Origin of the sequence: Demequina gelatinilytica (genome assembly GCF_000971115.1) — a bacterium.
In the GTDB taxonomy this organism is placed as follows: Bacteria; Actinomycetota; Actinomycetes; order Actinomycetales; family Demequinaceae; genus Demequina; species Demequina gelatinilytica.
The window spans coordinates 88,598-104,657 of the sequence record NZ_BBLV01000017.1 but is presented as its reverse complement, the minus strand read 5'-3'; the positions used below and the strand labels follow the sequence as shown (position 1 = coordinate 104,657).

At 71.0% G+C, this 16,060-nt stretch carries 15 protein-coding genes; 4 read left to right on the top strand and 11 right to left on the bottom strand.

Going from position 1 to position 16,060, the window contains the following annotated elements:
• Nucleotide 1: 1 nt before the first annotated feature.
• Nucleotides 2-955 carry a heme o synthase gene (locus AOM00_RS13040; RefSeq protein ID WP_062518199.1) on the bottom strand — a complete coding sequence of 318 codons (954 nt, stop codon included), beginning with the start codon at nt 953-955 and terminating at the stop codon, nt 2-4.
• 174 nt (nt 956-1,129) lie between these two features.
• On the opposite strand from AOM00_RS13040, the gene tkt reads away from it, so the two are divergent.
• The 4 genes from tkt to pgl all read left to right on the top strand — a co-directional run bounded on the left by tkt (nt 1,130) and on the right by pgl (nt 6,625).
• A complete protein-coding gene (gene tkt, locus AOM00_RS13035) occupies nt 1,130-3,193 on the top strand; it encodes a transketolase (RefSeq protein WP_228373506.1) in 2,064 nt (687 codons plus the stop codon).
• A gap of 278 nt (nt 3,194-3,471) precedes the next feature.
• Complete coding sequence (zwf, locus tag AOM00_RS13030) at nt 3,472-4,989, top strand: glucose-6-phosphate dehydrogenase (protein ID WP_228373505.1); 1,518 nt, start codon at nt 3,472-3,474, stop codon at nt 4,987-4,989.
• Nucleotides 4,986-5,906, top strand: coding sequence for a glucose-6-phosphate dehydrogenase assembly protein OpcA (locus AOM00_RS13025; protein WP_062518197.1), 921 nt, complete (start codon nt 4,986-4,988; stop codon nt 5,904-5,906). The genes zwf and AOM00_RS13025 overlap by 4 nt, the downstream gene beginning before the upstream one ends.
• Nucleotides 5,903-6,625 (top strand): 6-phosphogluconolactonase, encoded by a 723-nt coding sequence (gene pgl, locus AOM00_RS13020; protein WP_062518196.1) that lies wholly within the window; start codon nt 5,903-5,905, stop codon nt 6,623-6,625. Before AOM00_RS13025 ends, pgl begins: the two co-directional genes overlap by 4 nt.
• Before the next feature lie 127 nt (nt 6,626-6,752).
• Here the strand turns inward: pgl and AOM00_RS13015 are convergent, their stop codons facing one another.
• The 10 genes from AOM00_RS13015 to uvrC all read right to left on the bottom strand — a co-directional run bounded on the left by AOM00_RS13015 (nt 6,753) and on the right by uvrC (nt 16,060).
• Nucleotides 6,753-7,034: a SelT/SelW/SelH family protein gene (locus AOM00_RS13015; protein ID WP_062518195.1), complete on the bottom strand. Its 282-nt coding sequence runs from the start codon at nt 7,032-7,034 to the stop codon at nt 6,753-6,755.
• Between the two features lie 287 nt (nt 7,035-7,321).
• A complete protein-coding gene (locus AOM00_RS13010; RefSeq protein ID WP_062306850.1) occupies nt 7,322-7,684 on the bottom strand; it encodes an RNA polymerase-binding protein RbpA in 363 nt (120 codons plus the stop codon).
• Between the two features lie 18 nt (nt 7,685-7,702).
• Nucleotides 7,703-7,948, bottom strand: coding sequence for a preprotein translocase subunit SecG (gene secG / locus AOM00_RS13005; RefSeq protein ID WP_062306854.1), 246 nt, complete (start codon nt 7,946-7,948; stop codon nt 7,703-7,705).
• 95 nt (nt 7,949-8,043) lie between these two features.
• Complete coding sequence (tpiA, locus tag AOM00_RS13000; RefSeq protein ID WP_062518194.1) at nt 8,044-8,832, bottom strand: triose-phosphate isomerase; 789 nt, start codon at nt 8,830-8,832, stop codon at nt 8,044-8,046.
• 5 nt (nt 8,833-8,837) lie between these two features.
• Nucleotides 8,838-10,028, bottom strand: a complete 1,191-nt coding sequence (locus tag AOM00_RS12995; RefSeq protein ID WP_062518193.1) for a phosphoglycerate kinase — start codon at nt 10,026-10,028, stop codon at nt 8,838-8,840.
• A 106-nt stretch (nt 10,029-10,134) separates the two neighbouring features.
• The gene (gene gap, locus AOM00_RS12990; protein ID WP_062388731.1) at nt 10,135-11,139 is read right to left on the bottom strand and encodes a type I glyceraldehyde-3-phosphate dehydrogenase; all 1,005 of its coding nucleotides are present in this window, start codon (nt 11,137-11,139) and stop codon (nt 10,135-10,137) included.
• 172 nt (nt 11,140-11,311) lie between these two features.
• Nucleotides 11,312-12,295: a DNA-binding protein WhiA gene (gene whiA / locus AOM00_RS12985; RefSeq protein WP_062518192.1), complete on the bottom strand. Its 984-nt coding sequence runs from the start codon at nt 12,293-12,295 to the stop codon at nt 11,312-11,314.
• A gap of 20 nt (nt 12,296-12,315) precedes the next feature.
• Nucleotides 12,316-13,263, bottom strand: a complete 948-nt coding sequence (locus tag AOM00_RS12980) for a gluconeogenesis factor YvcK family protein (protein ID WP_062518191.1) — start codon at nt 13,261-13,263, stop codon at nt 12,316-12,318.
• Entirely contained in the window at nt 13,260-14,180 is a 921-nt protein-coding gene (rapZ, locus tag AOM00_RS12975) for an RNase adapter RapZ (protein WP_082097062.1), read from the bottom strand. Before rapZ ends, AOM00_RS12980 begins: the two co-directional genes overlap by 4 nt.
• Nucleotides 14,177-16,060 (bottom strand): excinuclease ABC subunit UvrC, encoded by a 1,884-nt coding sequence (uvrC, locus tag AOM00_RS12970; RefSeq protein WP_062518190.1) that lies wholly within the window; start codon nt 16,058-16,060, stop codon nt 14,177-14,179. Before uvrC ends, rapZ begins: the two co-directional genes overlap by 4 nt.

Below are 16,060 nucleotides of genomic sequence, written 5' to 3'. Positions count from 1 at the left end.
CTCAGCGGACCGCGAGGACGTCGGTGATGAAGGGATCCACCATCACCGCGGCGAAGACCACCGACAGGTAGGTGATCGACGCGTGGAACAGGCGCATCTCCTTGAGACGCTCCTCGCCCCGGCTCGAGCGCAGGTAGAGCGACACGCAGCCCCACAGGAACCAGGCGCCCGCGCCTGCCGCCGCGGCGACGTAGATCCAGGTGAGGTTCGCGACCCACGCGAGCACCAGGCTGGTGGCGACCATCGCCGCCGCGTAGCCGATCATCTCGACCGCGACCTTGCGGACCGGCGCGACCACGGGGAGCATCGGCACGCGGGCCTGCTCGTAGTCGCCCTTGAACTTCATCGACAGCGGCCAGTAGTGCGGCGGGGTCCAGAAGAAGATGATGAGGAACAGCAGGAACGGCGTCCATGCGAGCTCCTGCGTGACGGCAGCCCAGCCGATGAGCACAGGCATGCAGCCCGCGATCCCGCCCCACACGATGTTCTGCGCGGTGCGGCGCTTGAGGATCATCGTGTAGACCACCGCGTAGCCGAAGATCGCGAGCACGTTGAGCACCGCGGCGAGCGCCGAGCCGACCACCAGCCAGAACCAGAGCGTCGAGACCACCGAGAGCACCCACGCGAACACCAGCGCGCCGCGCGGCGAGGCCGCGCCGGTCACCAGCGGGCGCCGTCGCGTGCGCTTCATCACCGCGTCGATGTCGCGATCGAGGTAGCTGTTGAACACCTGGGCGCCGCCTGCGGACAGCGCGCCGCCGATCAGGGTGCCGAGCAGGAGCCCCAGCGACGGCCAGCCGTCGGCTGCCAGGACCATCGTCGGGATGGTCGTGACGAGCAGCAGCTCGATGATCCGGGGCTTGGTGAGCGCGATGTACGCGCCGACCGTGGCCGCCACCCGGCGGGGTACCGCGATGGGCGCGGCGGCAGGAGCCTCGGTGGTGGCGATCGGCATGCGGACAGTGTAGCCGCGGCGACCGGGACCGAGGTCCGGGGCGCCGGTGCGCCGCCTCGGCGCCCCGCCGACGCATCGTCCATGCAAGCGTTGACAGAAATGTGAACGTACTACAAAGGCGGAGGGCACGGGTAGGCTGACCCCCGTACCCGCTACCTGTCGAGGGAGACACCTGTGACCATCAACTGGACCGACACGGACCGCCGCGCCGTCGACACCCTCCGTGTTCTGGCCGCCGACGCCGTCGAGAAGGTCGGCAACGGCCACCCGGGCACCGCGATCTCGCTGGCCCCCGCCGCGTACCTGCTGTTCCAGAACGTCATGCGCCACGACCCGTCCGACTCGCACTGGCTGGGCCGCGACCGGTTCGTGCTGTCCGCCGGCCACTCGTCGCTGACGCTCTACCTCCAGCTCTTCGCGTCCGGCTACAACCTCGGCCTCGAGGACCTCAAGGCGCTGCGCACCGAGGGCTCGCTCACCCCGGGCCACCCCGAGTACGGCCACACCGACGGCGTCGAGATCACCACGGGCCCGCTGGGCACCGGCATCGCCTCCTCCGTCGGCATGGCCATGGCCGCCCGCCGTGAGCGCGGCCTGCTCGACCCCGACGCCGCCCCGGGCACGTCGCCGTTCGACCACTTCGTGTACGTCATCGCCGGTGACGGCTGCCTCCAGGAGGGTGTGGCGCACGAGGCCTCGGCCCTCGCCGGCACGCAGGAGCTGGGCAACCTCATCGTCATCTGGGACGACAACAAGATCTCGATCGAGCACGAGACCGACATCTCCTTCACCGAGGACGTCCTGGGCCGCTACGAGGCCTACGGCTGGCACACGCAGTCCGTCTCGTGGGTCAAGGAGGACGGCTACCAGGAGGACCCGCAGGCCCTCTTCGACGCGATCGAGGCCGCGAAGGCCGAGACCGGCAAGCCCTCGATCATCGCGCTGTCGACCATCATCGGCTGGCCGTCGCCCACCAAGCAGAACTCAGGCGGCGTGCACGGCTCGGCGCTCGGCGCCGCCGAGGTCGCGGGCCTCAAGGAGGTGCTCGGCTTCGACCCCGAGCAGTCCTTCGCTGTCGAGCCCGAGGTCCTCGCCCACATGCACCAGGTGAAGGAGCGCGGCCAGGCCGCGCACTCCGAGTGGAACGCGCAGTTCTCGCGCTGGGAGGCCGAGAACCCCGAGCGCGCCGCGCTGCTGTCGCGCCTGGTCACCCGCTCGCTCCCCGAGGGCTGGGACGATGCGCTCCCCACCTTCGAGCCCGGCGCCAAGGTCGCGACGCGCGCCGCGTCCGGCAAGGTGCTCACCGCGCTCGCGCCGGTGCTGCCCGAGCTCTGGGGCGGGTCTGCCGACCTCGCCGGCTCGAACAACACCACGATGGACGGCGAGCCGTCCTTCCTGCCCCCGCGCCGCTCCACCCACTCGTACCCCGACGGCCAGTGGTACGGCCGCACGCTGCACTTCGGCATCCGCGAGTTCGGCATGGGCGCGATCATGAACGGCATCACGCTCCACGGCCTCACCCGCGTGTACGGCGGCACCTTCCTGGTGTTCTCCGACTACATGCGCGCCTCGGTCCGTCTCGCGGCCCTCATGCAGATCCCCACCACCTTCGTGTGGACGCACGACTCGGTGGGCCTCGGCGAGGACGGCCCGACGCACCAGCCGATCGAGCACATCGCGACGCTGCGCGCGATCCCCGGCCTCGACGTGATCCGCCCCGCGGACGCGAACGAGACGGCCGCCGCGTGGAAGGCGATCCTCGAGACCACCGACCGTCCGTCGGCGATCATCCTGTCGCGCCAGAACCTCCCCGTCCTCGAGGGCACCTCGACCGAGGGCGTTCTCAAGGGCGCCTACGTGCTCGCGGGCGCCGACGAGGACGCCGACGTGGTGATCATCGCCACGGGTTCCGAGGTCTCGGTTGCCATCGAGGCCCGCGAGCTGCTCGCGGCCGACGGCGTCAAGGCCCGCGTGGTCTCGATGCCGTCGCGTGAGCGCTTCGCGCGTCAGGACGCCGAGTACCGCGAGTCGGTCATCCCCGCCGCCCTCAAGGCCCGCGTCTCCGTCGAGGCCGGCTCGGCGCTCGGCTGGCGCGACGTGGTCGGCGACGCCGGCCGCACCGTGTCGGTCGACCACTTCGGCGAGTCCGCCGACGGTGCGCTGCTGCTCAAGAAGTACGGCTTCAACGCGGAGAACGTCGCCGCGGTGGCCCGCGAGTCGATCGCGGCCGCCGGCTGACGCATCGTCCGCCTCGGAGGGGCCCCGCACCGCAAGGTGCGGGGCCCCTCTGCGTCTCCCCCACCCAAGCCTGACAGTCGCAACGGAGTTCGAGGCGACACGCCGCAGGATCGGGCACGATGCGGCCCTCGCCCCGGCGTGTCGGAACCGATTCCGTTCCTGCTGTCGGGAAGAGCGGGTCGTCTCACCTGGTGGCGCCCCGCCATCGCGCCGCCACCATAGGATGGCGGAAGCATCGTCGCCGCCCCTTCGACGTCCCCCCCTGGAAGGTCACTCGAGTGAACAATCCCTTGCGCGATCCCCGCGACCGTCGCCTGCCCCGCATCGCCGGCTCCTGCGGCCTGGTGATGTTCGGCGTCACCGGCGACCTGGCCCGCAAGAAGCTCATGCCGGCCGTGTACGACCTCGCCAACCGCGGCCTGCTGCCCCCGGCGTTCGCCCTCACGGGCTTCGCGCGCCGCGACTGGGACGAGCAGGACTTCGCTCAGGTGGTGCACGACTCGGTCAAGAAGTACGCGCGCACCCCGTTCCGCGAGGAGACGTGGCAGCAGCTGTCCGAGGGCATCCGGTTCGTCCAGGGCACGTTCGACGACCCGGAGGCCTTCGCGCGCCTGCGCGAGACCGTCGAGACGCTCGACCGTGAGCGCGGCACGGGCGGCAACCACGCCTTCTACCTCTCGATCCCGCCGTCGGCCTTCCCGCAGGTGGTCACCCAGCTGCGCGAGTCCGGGCTGTCCGCGCCGCGCGAGGACACGTGGCGCCGCGTGGTGATCGAGAAGCCGTTCGGCCACAACCTCGAGTCCGCGGAGGAGCTCGACGCCGTGGTGTCCGAGGTGTTCCCGCCGGACTCGGTGTTCCGCATCGACCACTACCTGGGCAAGGAGACGGTCCAGAACCTCCTGGCGGTGCGCTTCGCGAACCAGCTGTTCGAGCCCATCTGGAACTCGCAGTACGTGGACCACGTCCAGATCACCATGGCCGAGGACATCGGCATCGGCTCGCGTGCCGGCTACTTCGACGGCATCGGCACCGCGCGCGACGTGATCCAGAACCACCTGCTCCAGCTCTTCGCGCTCACCGCGATGGAGGAGCCTGCCTCCTTCGAGGCCGACGACCTCCGCATGGAGAAGGAGAAGGTGCTGCGCTCGGTGCGGCTGCCCGAGGACCTCGGGCTCGGCACCGCGCGAGGCCAGTACGCGGCAGGCTGGCGCGGCGGCGAGCAGGTGGGCGGGTTCCTCGACGAGGACGGCATCTCCCCCGACTCCATCACCGAGACCTACGCGGCGATCCGACTCGACGTGCCCAACCGCCGCTGGGCGGGCACCCCGTTCTACCTGCGCGCAGGCAAGCGCCTGGGGCGCCGCGTCACCGAGATCGCCCTGGTGTTCAAGAAGGCGCCCTCGCCGTACTTCCAGGAGATCAGCGGCTCCGACGTGGGCACCAACGCCCTGGTGATCCGCGTGCAGCCCGACGAGGGCGTGACCCTGCGCTTCGGGTCCAAGGTGCCGGGCACCGCCATGGAGGTCCGCGATGTCACGATGGACTTCGCGTACGGCAACGCGTTCACCGAGAGCTCCCCGGAGGCTTACGAGCGGCTCATCCTCGACGTGCTGCTCGGCGACCCGCCGCTGTTCCCCCGCCAGGAGGAGGTTGCGCTCTCCTGGAAGATCCTCGACCCCATCACATCGTTCTGGGAGACCCAGGGTCAGCCCGAGCCCTACCGCTCCGGCACGTGGGGCCCCGCCGGGTCCGACGACATGATGGCCCGCGACGGACGCGTCTGGAGGCGCCCATGATCATCGAGCTTCCCCACACCACCACCGGCGCGATCAACAAGCGCCTCATCGACTCGCGCAAGGAGGGCGGAGTCATCACGCTCGCCCGCGTGATGACGCTCGTGATCGACGCGACCGGCGCCGATGCGGAGCAGGCGATCGCCACCGCGAACGTCGCCTCCCGCGAGCACCCGTGCCGCATCATCGTCATCGCCCCTGGGACCGCGTCCGAGGCACGGCTCGACGCGGAGATCCGCGTGGGCGGCGACGCCGGCGCCTCCGAGGTGGTGGTGCTGCGTCCGTGCGGCGATCAGATCGGTCACGACGACACGCTCGTGACGCCGCTCCTGCTGCCCGACGCGCCCATCGTCGTGTGGTGGCCCGCGGGCGTGCCGTCCGACCTGGGCAAGCGCTCGCTGGGCCGCATGGCGCAGCGCCGCATCACCGACACCAAGGGCGAGGACGATCCTGCGGGCGTGCTGCTGGGCCTCGCCCACTGCTACCGCCCGGGCGACACCGACCTCGCGTGGACGCGCCTGACGCGCTGGCGCGCGCTCATGGCCGCTGCCCTCGACCAGGTCAAGGTGCCCGAGGTGACGCTTGCGCGCCTCCACGGCGACACCAACAGCCCGTCCATCCTGCTGCTCGGCGCGTGGCTGCGCAGCACGCTCGGCTGCGAGATCGAGGCGACCTACGACGACTCCGTCGCGGCGCTCGAGAACGTGGTGCTCGAGACCCCGTCGGGGTCCATCGAGATCTCGCGCCCCGACGGCCACAACGCGACCATCCGCCAGCCCGGGCAGCCGGATCACCAGATCGCTCTGCCCGCCCGCTCCCTCGAGGAGGCGCTCGCGGAGGAGCTGCGCCGCCTCGACGCGGACGCGGTCTACGGCGAGGTCCTCGCGGCCTTCGCCGAGGACACGGCGGTCCCGCTGTGACCGGCAACGGTCGCGTGGTGGTGCATGCGGACGCCGATGCGCTCGCCGAGGCGACCGCGGCGCGCCTGCTGCTCGCGCTGGTCGACACCCTGTCGCTTCAGGAGCGCGCGGACGTGGTGCTCACGGGCGGCACCGTGGGGATCGCCACGCTCGCGGCCGCCGCGGGCTCTCCCCTGGCCTCCTCGATCGACTGGACCAGCGTCCACGTCTGGTGGGGCGACGAGCGCTTCGTGCCCTCGGGCGACGCCGACCGCAACGAGGGCCAGGCCCAGGCGGCGATGCTGGGCGCGCTGCCGCTTCCCGAGGAGAACATCCACCGGATGGGCGCGTCCTCGGACTTCGCCACCGTGGAGGAGGCCGCCTTCGCGTACGCCGAGGACATCGCCTCCGAGGGCGCTCCCGCGTGGGACGTGCTGATGCTCGGGATGGGACCGGACGGTCACGTCGCGTCGCTCTTCCCGGGTCACGAGGGCTACGCAGCCACCGGCGCCGATGTCATCGCCGTCCACGGCTCGCCCAAGCCTCCGCCCACGCGAGTGTCCCTGACGCTCGAGTGCATCCGCCGCGCGAAGCGGGTCTGGGTGGTCGCGGCGGGCGCGGCGAAGGCCGAGGTCACGGCGCGAGCGCTGCACGGGGACCTCGAGCTTCCAGCGGCCGCGGTGCGCGGCACGGAGGAGACGCTGTGGCTGGTCGACGCGGAGGCGGTCGCGGAGGTCTGACCCGATCCGACCTCCCCGACAGTCCCAACGGATCTGAAACCGACACGCCGATGGCCGGCCCCGAAACGGGGCCGGCCATCGGCGTGTCGCGCTGAACTCCGTTGCGACTGTCAGGAGCGGGGTGGGGTCAGTGGCGCTTGCCCATGAGCAGGTCACGGCCCTCGGGCTGCACGCCGTCGCGCTCCGGGAGCCGCTCACGCAAGGTGGCGACGATGCCCTCGATGTCGAACTCCGCGGGCTTCGCGTAGATCTCCTCGCCGTCGGCACGGAACGTGAACACGCCCTTGCGGCCGGTCTTGAGCGTCACGCCCGCGATCGCGTTGCCGAACTCCTCCAGCAGGCGCGTCTGCGCGGCGGTCGCCTTGGGCAGGTAGCCGCACGGCACGCAGTACTCGATCTCGATCTGCATCTTCTCTCCTTCTTGTCGGGGAACCGGGTCCCACTCTCCCCTACGCGGAGGCGTGCGCGCGAATTCCCGTGCCGCGGCATCGTGCCTACCGCACATGGTCGATGGTGGTCGCTTCTGGCCGATGGGCGCGCCGCAGTGGTCGATCATTGCCGCCGCGCGTGGGCGTCGACAACGACCTACCACTGCGATGGCACGGGCCGCGAGAACCGACAAAGGGATACCACTTTCGCTGCCACCGAACGCGCGAAGGCCGGCCACCTGTGCAGGTGGCCGGCCTTCGCGACGTTCTACTCCGCGACCGCGAGATCGCCGCGGCGGGCTCGCAGCGCAGCGAGCGCCTCGTCGAGGAGCTCCTTGCCCTCGTCGTCCGAGCGACGCTCCTTCACGTATGCGAGGTGCGTCTTGTAAGGCTCGTTGCGCATCGGCTCGGGCGGGTTCTCCGCGTCGAGACCGCCGGGAAGCCCGCAGCGTGGGCAGTCCCACTCGACGGGGATCTCCTGGTCGTCACCGACCGCGAAGCTCGGCGAGGTCACGTGACCCCGCGCACAGTAGTACGAGACGACCTGACGCGGCGCGGATTCGCCCCGCTCGTCCTCTCCCATAGGTCCCGCGCCGACGCGCGAGCCTCGGATGGCGTTGCCCCCTGCCATGGGTGCGACCTCCGTTGCCTAGATGGAGAACCGGGACACGAGCCCCAGCAGAACGACCACGGCGCCCCAGGCGATAGCGACACCCCACGTGATGCGCGAGAGGTTGCGCTCGCCGACGGCGGACGACTGGACGCCGGACGCGAGGCCTCCACCGAACATGTCGGTGATGCCGCCGCCGCGTCCGCGGTGGATGAGCACCAGGCCGATGATCAGCAGCGATGTCACGACCAGCATGACCCAGAGGATGGTCTCGAGGATGTCCACGGTTCTCCCAGATGATGGATTGCGCTCACAAGGATACGCGACATGGGAAGCGGGGCCGGACCCCCTCTCAAGGGTCCGGCCCCGCTCCTGAGTGCTTACGCGGCGTTGTGCTGCTTGAAGCGCGCGATCTTGGAGAACTCCTCCGGGTCGAGCGACGCACCGCCGACGAGGCCGCCGTCGACGTCCTCCTCCGCCATGAGCTGCGCGATCGACGAGGACTTCACCGAGCCGCCGTAGAGGACGCGGACGCCGGCGGCGAGCTCGGCGTCGTAGAGCTCCGCGAGACGGCCACGGATGGCCGCGCAGACCTCCTGGGCGTCCGCCGGGGTCGCGACCTCGCCGGTGCCGATCGCCCACACGGGCTCGTAGGCGATGACGACGTCCTTCGCCTTGTCGGCGTCGAGGCCCTCGAGCGCGCCGTCGACCTGCGCGAGCGTGTACGAGACGTGCTCGCCCGCCTTGCGGATGTCGAGGCCCTCGCCCACGCACACGATCGGCACGATGCCGTGCTCGAAGGCGGCCTTGGTCTTGGCTGCGACGACGGCGTCGGTCTCACCGTGGTACTGGCGACGCTCCGAGTGGCCCACGGCCACGTAGGAGACGCCCAGCTTGGACAGCTGCGTGCCGGAGACCTCGCCCGTGTAGGCGCCCGAGACGTGCTCGGAGATGTCCTGCGCGCCGTACTTCAGCTCGAGCTGGTCCGCGTCCACAAGGGTCTGGACCGAGCGCAGCGAGGTGAAGGACGGGAGCACCGCGACCTCGACCTCGGAGAAGTCGTGCTTGGCGTCACGGAGCAGCCAGGCGAGCTTCTGGACGGTGTGCGTCGCCTCGAGGTGGTCGAGGTTGAGCTTCCAGTTGCCCGCGATCAGGGGGGTACGTGCCATGGGTATCAGTCCTCCAGAACGGCGAGGCCCGGCAGGACCTTGCCCTCGAGCAGCTCGAGCGACGCGCCGCCGCCCGTCGAGATGTGGCCGAAGCCGGCCTCGTCGAAGCCGAGCAGGCGCACGGCCGCGGCGGAGTCGCCGCCACCGACGACCGAGAAGCCGTCGGAGTCGATCATCGCCTGGGCGACGGCCTTGGTGCCGGCCGCGAAGGCCTCCATCTCGAACACGCCCATGGGGCCGTTCCAGACGATGGTCTTGGCGTCAGCGAGCTTGGACGCGAACAGCGCGGCCGAGTCGGGACCGATGTCGAGGCCCATGCGGTCCGCCGGGATGGCGTCCGCGGCGACCACGAGCGCATCGGCGTCCGCGGCGAACTTGTCCGCGGCGACGATGTCGGTCGGGAGGACGATCTCGACGCCGTTCTCCTCGGCGGTCTTGAGGTAGCCCTTGACGGTGTCGATCTGGTCGGCCTCGAGCAGCGAGGTGCCCACCTCGCAGCCCTTGGCGGCGAGGAACGTGAAGACCATGCCGCCACCGATGAGGAGGCGGTCCGCCTTGGTGAGGAGGTTCGCGATGACGCCGAGCTTGTCGGAGACCTTCGAACCGCCGAGGACCACCGCGTACGGGCGGGCCGGGTCGGTCACGGCCTTGCCCAGCGACACGACCTCCTTCTCGACCAGCGTGCCGGCGGCGGCGGGGAGCACCTGCGCGACGTCGTAGACCGACGCCTGCTTGCGGTGCACCACTCCGAAGCCGTCGGAGACGAACGCGTCGGCGAACGCGGCGAGCTCCGCGGCGAGCGCCTGGCGCTCCTCGTCGACCTTCGAGGTCTCACGCGCGTCGAAGCGCACGTTCTCGAGCATGGCGACCTGGCCGGGCTCGAGGGCGTCGGTGACGGCCTTGGCCGACGGGCCGACCAGGTCCTCGGCGAGCGTCACGGGCTTGCCGAGCAGCTCCGCGAGGCGGGCCGCGGCGGGCGCGAGCGAGTACTTGGCCTCAGGCTCGCCCTTGGGGCGGCCGAGGTGCGCGGTGACGATGACGGCGGCGCCGGCGTCGAGCAGCTTCTGGATCGTGGGCACGGAGGCGCGCACGCGGCCGTCGTCCGTGATCGTGGTGCCGTCGAGCGGGACGTTGAGGTCCGAGCGGACGAGCACCTTCTTGCCGGCGAGGTCGCCGAGCGAGTCGATGGTCTTCATGGATGTTCCGTTCTCGTGAGAGGGGGAAGGGTGAAGCAGGGTGACGCGACGACGGCCGCACACGCCAGAGCGTGCACGGCCGTCGCGACGATCACATCGAGAGTGCTTAGAGGCGCTCGCCGACGTAGTTCGTCAGCTTGGCGAGCGACGCCGAGTAGCCCCACTCGTTGTCGTACCAGGAGACGACCTTGACGGTCGAGCCGTTCACCTTGGTGAGCTTCGCGTCGAAGATCGACTGGTGCGAGTCGCCGATGATGTCCGAGGAGACGATGTCGTCCTCGACGTAGGACAGCGTGCCGGCCATCGGGCCCTCGGCGGCAGCCTTGATCGCGGCGTTGACCTCCTCGATGGTGGTCTCACGCGAGGCCTCGAAGGTGAGGTCGGTGGCGGAGCCGGTGATCGTGGGGACGCGCATCGCGAAGCCGTCGAGCTTGCCCTTGAGCTCCGGGAGCACGAGCGCCACAGCCTTCGCCGCACCGGTCGAGGTGGGGACGATGTTCTGGGCGGCGGCACGCGCACGGCGGAGGTCCTTGTGCGGGCCGTCCTGGAGGTTCTGGTCACCCGTGTAGGCGTGGATCGTGGTCATGAGGCCACGCTCGATGCCGATGGCGTCGTTGAGCGCCTTGGCGAACGGCGCGAGGCAGTTCGTGGTGCACGAGGCGTTCGAGATGACGTGGTGGGCGGCCGGGTCGTAGTCGGTGTGGTTCACACCGATGACGAAGGTCGCGTCCTCGTTCTTCGCGGGAGCGGAGATGATGACCTTCTTGGCGCCGGCGGCGATGTGCGCCTTGGCCTTCTCGGCGTCGGTGAAGAAGCCGGTCGACTCGATGACGATGTCGGCACCCAGCTCGCCCCAGGGGAGGTTGGCGGGGTCGCGCTCGGCGAGGGCCTTGATGGCCTTGCCGTCGACGTAGAGGTTCTCGTCGTCGTAGGTCACCTCGCCCGGGAACTTGCCCAGGACGGTGTCGTACTTGAGGAGGTGCGCAAGGGTGTGGTTGTCGGTGAGGTCGTTGACACCCACCACCTCGAAGTCGAAGCCGAGCTCGCGCGCGGCGCGGAAGAAGTTGCGTCCGATGCGGCCGAAGCCGTTGATACCGACCTTGATGGTCACAGTGTGTCTCCTCCGGTGCGCCGCCGGGGCGGCGCGATTGTGGATGTTGTGAGGTGCGCACCGCTACGTGCGCCGGACGCCGCTCGGAAGCGGGCCACTGCTGATGAGCCTACAACGAATCGAGGGGCGCTCCCAGCGGACAGAAGTCCCAGGTGAGACCGTTCCCGGGGCTCTATTCGTCGTCGAGGAGGTCCTGGTTGATGCCCGCCTCGGTGTCCGGGATGCCCAGCTCCTCGGCCCGCTTGTCGGCGGTGGCGAGGAGGCGTCGGATGCGGCCCGCGACCGCGTCCTTGGTGAGCGGCGGATCGGCCAGCTTGCCCAGCTCCTCGAGCGACGCCTCGCGGTTCGCGAGGCGCAGCTCGCCCGCCTCGCGCAGGTGCTCGGGAAGGTCCTCGCCGAGGATCTCGAACGCCCGCGCCACACGCGCGCCGGCCGCCACCGCGGCACGCGCGCTGCGGCGCAGGTTCGCGTCGTCGAAGTTCGCGAGACGGTTGGCGGTCCCCCGCACCTCGCGGCGGGTCCGCTTCTCCTCCCACGCGAGCACCGACTCGTGAGCGCCCAGGCGCGTGAGCAGCTGCGCGATCGAGTCGCCGTCGCGGATGACCACGCGGTCCACGCCGCGCACCTCGCGCGACTTCGCGCTGAGCCCGAGGCGACGGGCCGCACCGACCAGGGCGAGCGCGGCCTCGGGGCCGGGCGACGTCACCTCGAGGGCCGAGGACCGACCGGGCTCCGTGAGGGAGCCGTGCGCGAGGAAGGCGCCGCGCCAGGCGGCCACGGTGTCCTCGATCGCGCCGCCGACCACGTGGGGCGGGAGCCCGCGGACGGGTCGGCCGCGGTGGTCGAGCAGCCCGGTCTGGCGAGCGAGCGCCTCGCCCTCCTTGACCACGCGGACCACGTAGCGGTTGCCCTTCTTGAGGCCGCCACCGGAGACCACGATGATCTCCGAGCCGAGACCGTAGGTCTCGTGGATGAAGCCGCGCAGGCGACGCGCCGCCGCCGCGGTGTCGAGCTCGGCCTCGATGACGATCCGTCCGGAGACGATGTGCAGACCGCCCGCGAATCGGAGGGTCGCCGCGATCTCCGCCTTGCGTGCGGAGACCTTCTCGAGCGGGACCCTTGCGAGCTCGTCCTTCACCTGTGCCGTCAAAGCCATGGCGACAATGATGGCATCACTTACCGCGCGAGCGCGCCGCCGCTCATGACCCACGCCACCAGCGCCTGGTACTCGTCGCGCAGCCGTGCGACGTCGTGACGGTCGAGCGTGCCCTCCTCGCGCATGGGCGCGCACACGTAGCGCGCACCCCACGCCTCGACCGCGGACCGGAGCGCCGCATCGTCCTCGGCCGCGTCGACCAGCACGGCGGCCGGACGGAACTCGGGCGCCGTCGCGCGCAACGCGGCGATGTCGTCCACCCGGTTGGTCCCTGCGGTCTCCTCGTCCTCGTCGGCGATGTTGAGCGTGAGGATGGTGCGCGGTCCCACCGCGACGAGCGCCTCGGCGACCCGCGGCACCAGGAAGTGCGTGAGCACCGAGGTGTACCAGCTGCCCGGCCCCAGGATCACCGCATCGGCCAGGGCGATCGCATCGAGCGTCGCGGCCGGCACCGCCGGATCGGGCGGCTCGATCGCGAGAGACGTCACCCGGCCGGGCGCGGTCGCCACAGCGACCTGCCCGAAGACGCGGCGCGGGCCGTCGACGCATGCGACCTCCGCGCTCACCGTGATCGGCTCGGTGGACACCGGAAGCACACGCCCCTCGGCACGCAGCAGCCGCGCGACCCAGTCGAGCCCCTCGACGATCCCGCCGGTGCGGTCCCACAGTCCCGCGATGAGCAGGTTGCCCACCGCGTGGCCGTCGAGCGGCCCGCCCGTCGCGAAGCGCCACTGCAGGACGTCGCGCCAGGTGCGTCCCCACTCGGTGTCCTCGCACAGCGCGGACAGCGCCATGCGCAGGTCGCCCGGCGGGGGCACGGGCATCTCCGCACGGATACGACCGGAGGACCCGCCGTCGTCCGCGACCGTGACCACCGCGGTGAGACCCTCGCATGCGCCGCGCAGCGCGGTCAGCGAGGCGTAGAGCCCGTGGCCGCCACCCAGCGCGACCACGCGAGGACCGCTCATCGCGCCTCCCGGTCACGATGGGTCACGCGCACCTGGTAGCCGCGATCCGCGAGCACGCGGCCCAACTCGGACGCGATCGCGACCGAGCGGTGCTTCCCTCCGGTGCAGCCGACCGCGATGGTCACCGAGTGCTTGTCGTGCGCGCGGTAGCGGTCGAGCACCAGGCCCATCACCTCCGCGTAGCCGGAGACGAACTCGCGCGCACCGTCCGAGGCGAGCACGTAGTCGCGGACGGGCTCGTCGAGCCCGGTCAGGGGCCGCAGCGCCGGCTCCCAGTGAGGGTTCTGGAGGAAGCGGACGTCCGCGATGAAGTCGGCATCGTGGGGCGCGCCGTTCTTGAAGCCGAAGGACTGGACGTTGACCTGGAGGATCGGCTCCCCCTCCCCCGCGATCTCCGTCATCGTGTCGCGGAGCTGATGGACGTTGAGCCTCGACGTGTCGACCACCTCGGTCGCCCGCTCCCGTACAGCGGCCAACGCGTCCCGCTCCCGCGCGATGCCCTCGACGATGGTCCCGTCGCCCTGCAGCGGATGCGGGCGGCGCGCCTCCTCGAAGCGCCGCACGAGCGTCGCGTCGGACGCGTCGAGGAACACGGTGCGCACGGCGATACCGCGCGTCTCCAGGTCGTCGAGCACGGCCTCGACGTCCTGGAAGAACGAGCCGCCGCGCACGTCGACCACCGCGGCGAGGCGGCGATGCGGGCCGCGGCCGATCATCTCGACCAGGCCCGCGAGCAGCTGGGGAGGAAGGTTGTCGACCACGTACCAGCCGAGGTCCGCGAGGGCCGCGGCAGCGCGGGTGCGGCCCGCGCCGGACATGCCGGTGAGCACCATCACCTCGGCGTCGACCCCGGTCATGTCGAGCTCCGGGCGCGGGATGCCGGACGGGTACGTGACTGGCGGGACCTCTTCCATCATGGCTCCAGCATGCCAGCCTCGCCCCGGAGAGCCTGGTAGACCGTCCGCGCGGTGCCGTCCCCGACGCCGGGCACCAGCGCGATCTGCTCGATCGACGCCTCCTTGAGCCGCGCGAGGGACCCGAAGTGCGTGAGCAGCGCCTTCGCGCGTCCCGGACCGACGCCCGGCACCTGGTCGAGCGCGGAGACCTTCATGGCCTTGCCCCGCTTCGCGCGATGGTGGCGGATCGCGAAGCGGTGGGCCTCGTCGCGCACCCGCTGAAGTAGGTACAGAGCCTCGGATCCGCGCGGCAGGATCACGGGGAAGTCGTCTCCCGGGACCCACACCTCCTCGAGGCGCTTCGCGAGCCCCACGACGGCGATCTCGGGGACCCCGACCTCGTCGAGCGTGCGCCGCGCCGCGTTCACCTGCGGAAGACCGCCGTCGACCACCACCAGCTGCGGCGGGTAGGCGAAGCGCGCGGACTCGCGCTCCTCAGGCGGCAGCTGGGACTCCTCGAGGTAGCGCCGGAAGCGCCGCGACAGGACCTCATGCATCGCCGCCGTGTCGTCGACCGCGTCCGCGATCGAGAACTGCCGGTACTCGGGCTTGCGCGCGATCGCGTCCTCGAACACCACCATCGAGCCCACCTGGTTGGTGCCCTGCGTGTGCGAGATGTCGTAGCACTCGATGCGCAGCGGCGCCTCGGACAGCCCGAGCGCCTCCTGAAGCTCCTGAAGGGCGGCCGACCGCGTGGTGAGGTCGGAGGCCCGCTTGAGCCGGTGCTGCTCGAGCACCTGCACGGCGTTGCCGTGGCCCGTGCCCGCCAGCTCGGCCTTCTTGCCGCGGGCCGGGACACGCATCGTCACCTTCGCGCCGCGCAGACCTGACAGCCACTCGGTGAGAACCGCGTGGTCCTCGGGCAGGTGCGGAACCAGCACCTCCGGGGGGATCTCCTCGGCATCGGCCGCGCCGTAGGCCTCCTCGAGGAGGCGCACCACCATGCCGGCCGGGCCCAGCGGCTCGGGCTTGTCCACCACCCAGCCGCGCTCGCCCGCGATGCGCCCGTCGCGCACATGGAACACGTGGGCGGCGGCCTCGAGCTCGTCGTCCTCGAGCGAGAAGATGTCGGTGTCCACGCCGGTGTCGAGCACGATCGCGTTGCGCGCGAGCACGGTGTCGAGCGCGCGGAGCCTGTCGCGGGCGCGCGCGGCTGACTCGAAGTCCTCGCGCTCGGCCGCGGCGTGCATCGTGTCGGTGAGGTCGCGCACCAGCGGCTTCGCGTCGCCGGCCAGCACCTGGCACACACGCTCGGCCAGCTCGCGGTGATCCTCGGGGCTGATCCGCCCGACGCACGGCGCGGCGCACTTGTCGATGTAGCCGAGCAGGCACGGCCTGCCCTGCCGCTCGGCCTTGCGGAACACGCCGGGCGCGCAGGTGCGCACCGGGAGCGCGGTCAGCAGGGTGTCCACCGTCTCCCGGATGGCCCATGCCTTCGCATAGGGACCGAAGTACCGCACGCCCTTCTTGCGCTCGCCACGCATCACCTGGATCCGGGGGAACTGCTCGTTCATGGTGACCGCGAGGTAGGGGTAGGACTTGTCGTCGCGGAAGACCACGTTGAAGCGCGGGTCGTACTGCTTGATCCACGTGTGCTCGAGGATGAGCGCCTCGACCTCGTTGCGCACCACCGTCCACTCGACGGACGCCGCGGTGGTCACCATGGCGCGCGTGCGCGGATGCAGCTGCGCCGGGTCCTGGAAGTAGTTCGCGAGACGCGCGCGCAGGCTCTTGGCCTTGCCCACGTACACCACGCGCCCATGGGGGTCCCGGAACCGGTACACACCCGGCTTGGTCGGGATGGTGCCCGGTGCCGGGCGGTAGGAGGCGGGGTCGGTCAC

What these genes read in the sequence shown, in the direction of transcription:
- AOM00_RS13040 (WP_062518199.1), bottom strand. Translation starts at nt 955, where the DNA reads ATGCCGATCGCCACCACCGAGGCTCCTGCCGCCGCGCCCATCGCGGTA.
- AOM00_RS13025 (WP_062518197.1), top strand. Translation starts at nt 4,986, where the DNA reads ATGATCATCGAGCTTCCCCACACCACCACCGGCGCGATCAACAAGCGC.
- AOM00_RS13015 (WP_062518195.1), bottom strand. Translation starts at nt 7,034, where the DNA reads ATGCAGATCGAGATCGAGTACTGCGTGCCGTGCGGCTACCTGCCCAAG.
- AOM00_RS13010 (WP_062306850.1), bottom strand. Translation starts at nt 7,684, where the DNA reads ATGGCAGGGGGCAACGCCATCCGAGGCTCGCGCGTCGGCGCGGGACCT.
- tpiA (WP_062518194.1), bottom strand. Translation starts at nt 8,832, where the DNA reads ATGGCACGTACCCCCCTGATCGCGGGCAACTGGAAGCTCAACCTCGAC.
- AOM00_RS12995 (WP_062518193.1), bottom strand. Translation starts at nt 10,028, where the DNA reads ATGAAGACCATCGACTCGCTCGGCGACCTCGCCGGCAAGAAGGTGCTC.
- whiA (WP_062518192.1), bottom strand. Translation starts at nt 12,295, where the DNA reads ATGGCTTTGACGGCACAGGTGAAGGACGAGCTCGCAAGGGTCCCGCTC.
- AOM00_RS12980 (WP_062518191.1), bottom strand. Translation starts at nt 13,263, where the DNA reads ATGAGCGGTCCTCGCGTGGTCGCGCTGGGTGGCGGCCACGGGCTCTAC.
- rapZ (WP_082097062.1), bottom strand. Translation starts at nt 14,180, where the DNA reads ATGATGGAAGAGGTCCCGCCAGTCACGTACCCGTCCGGCATCCCGCGC.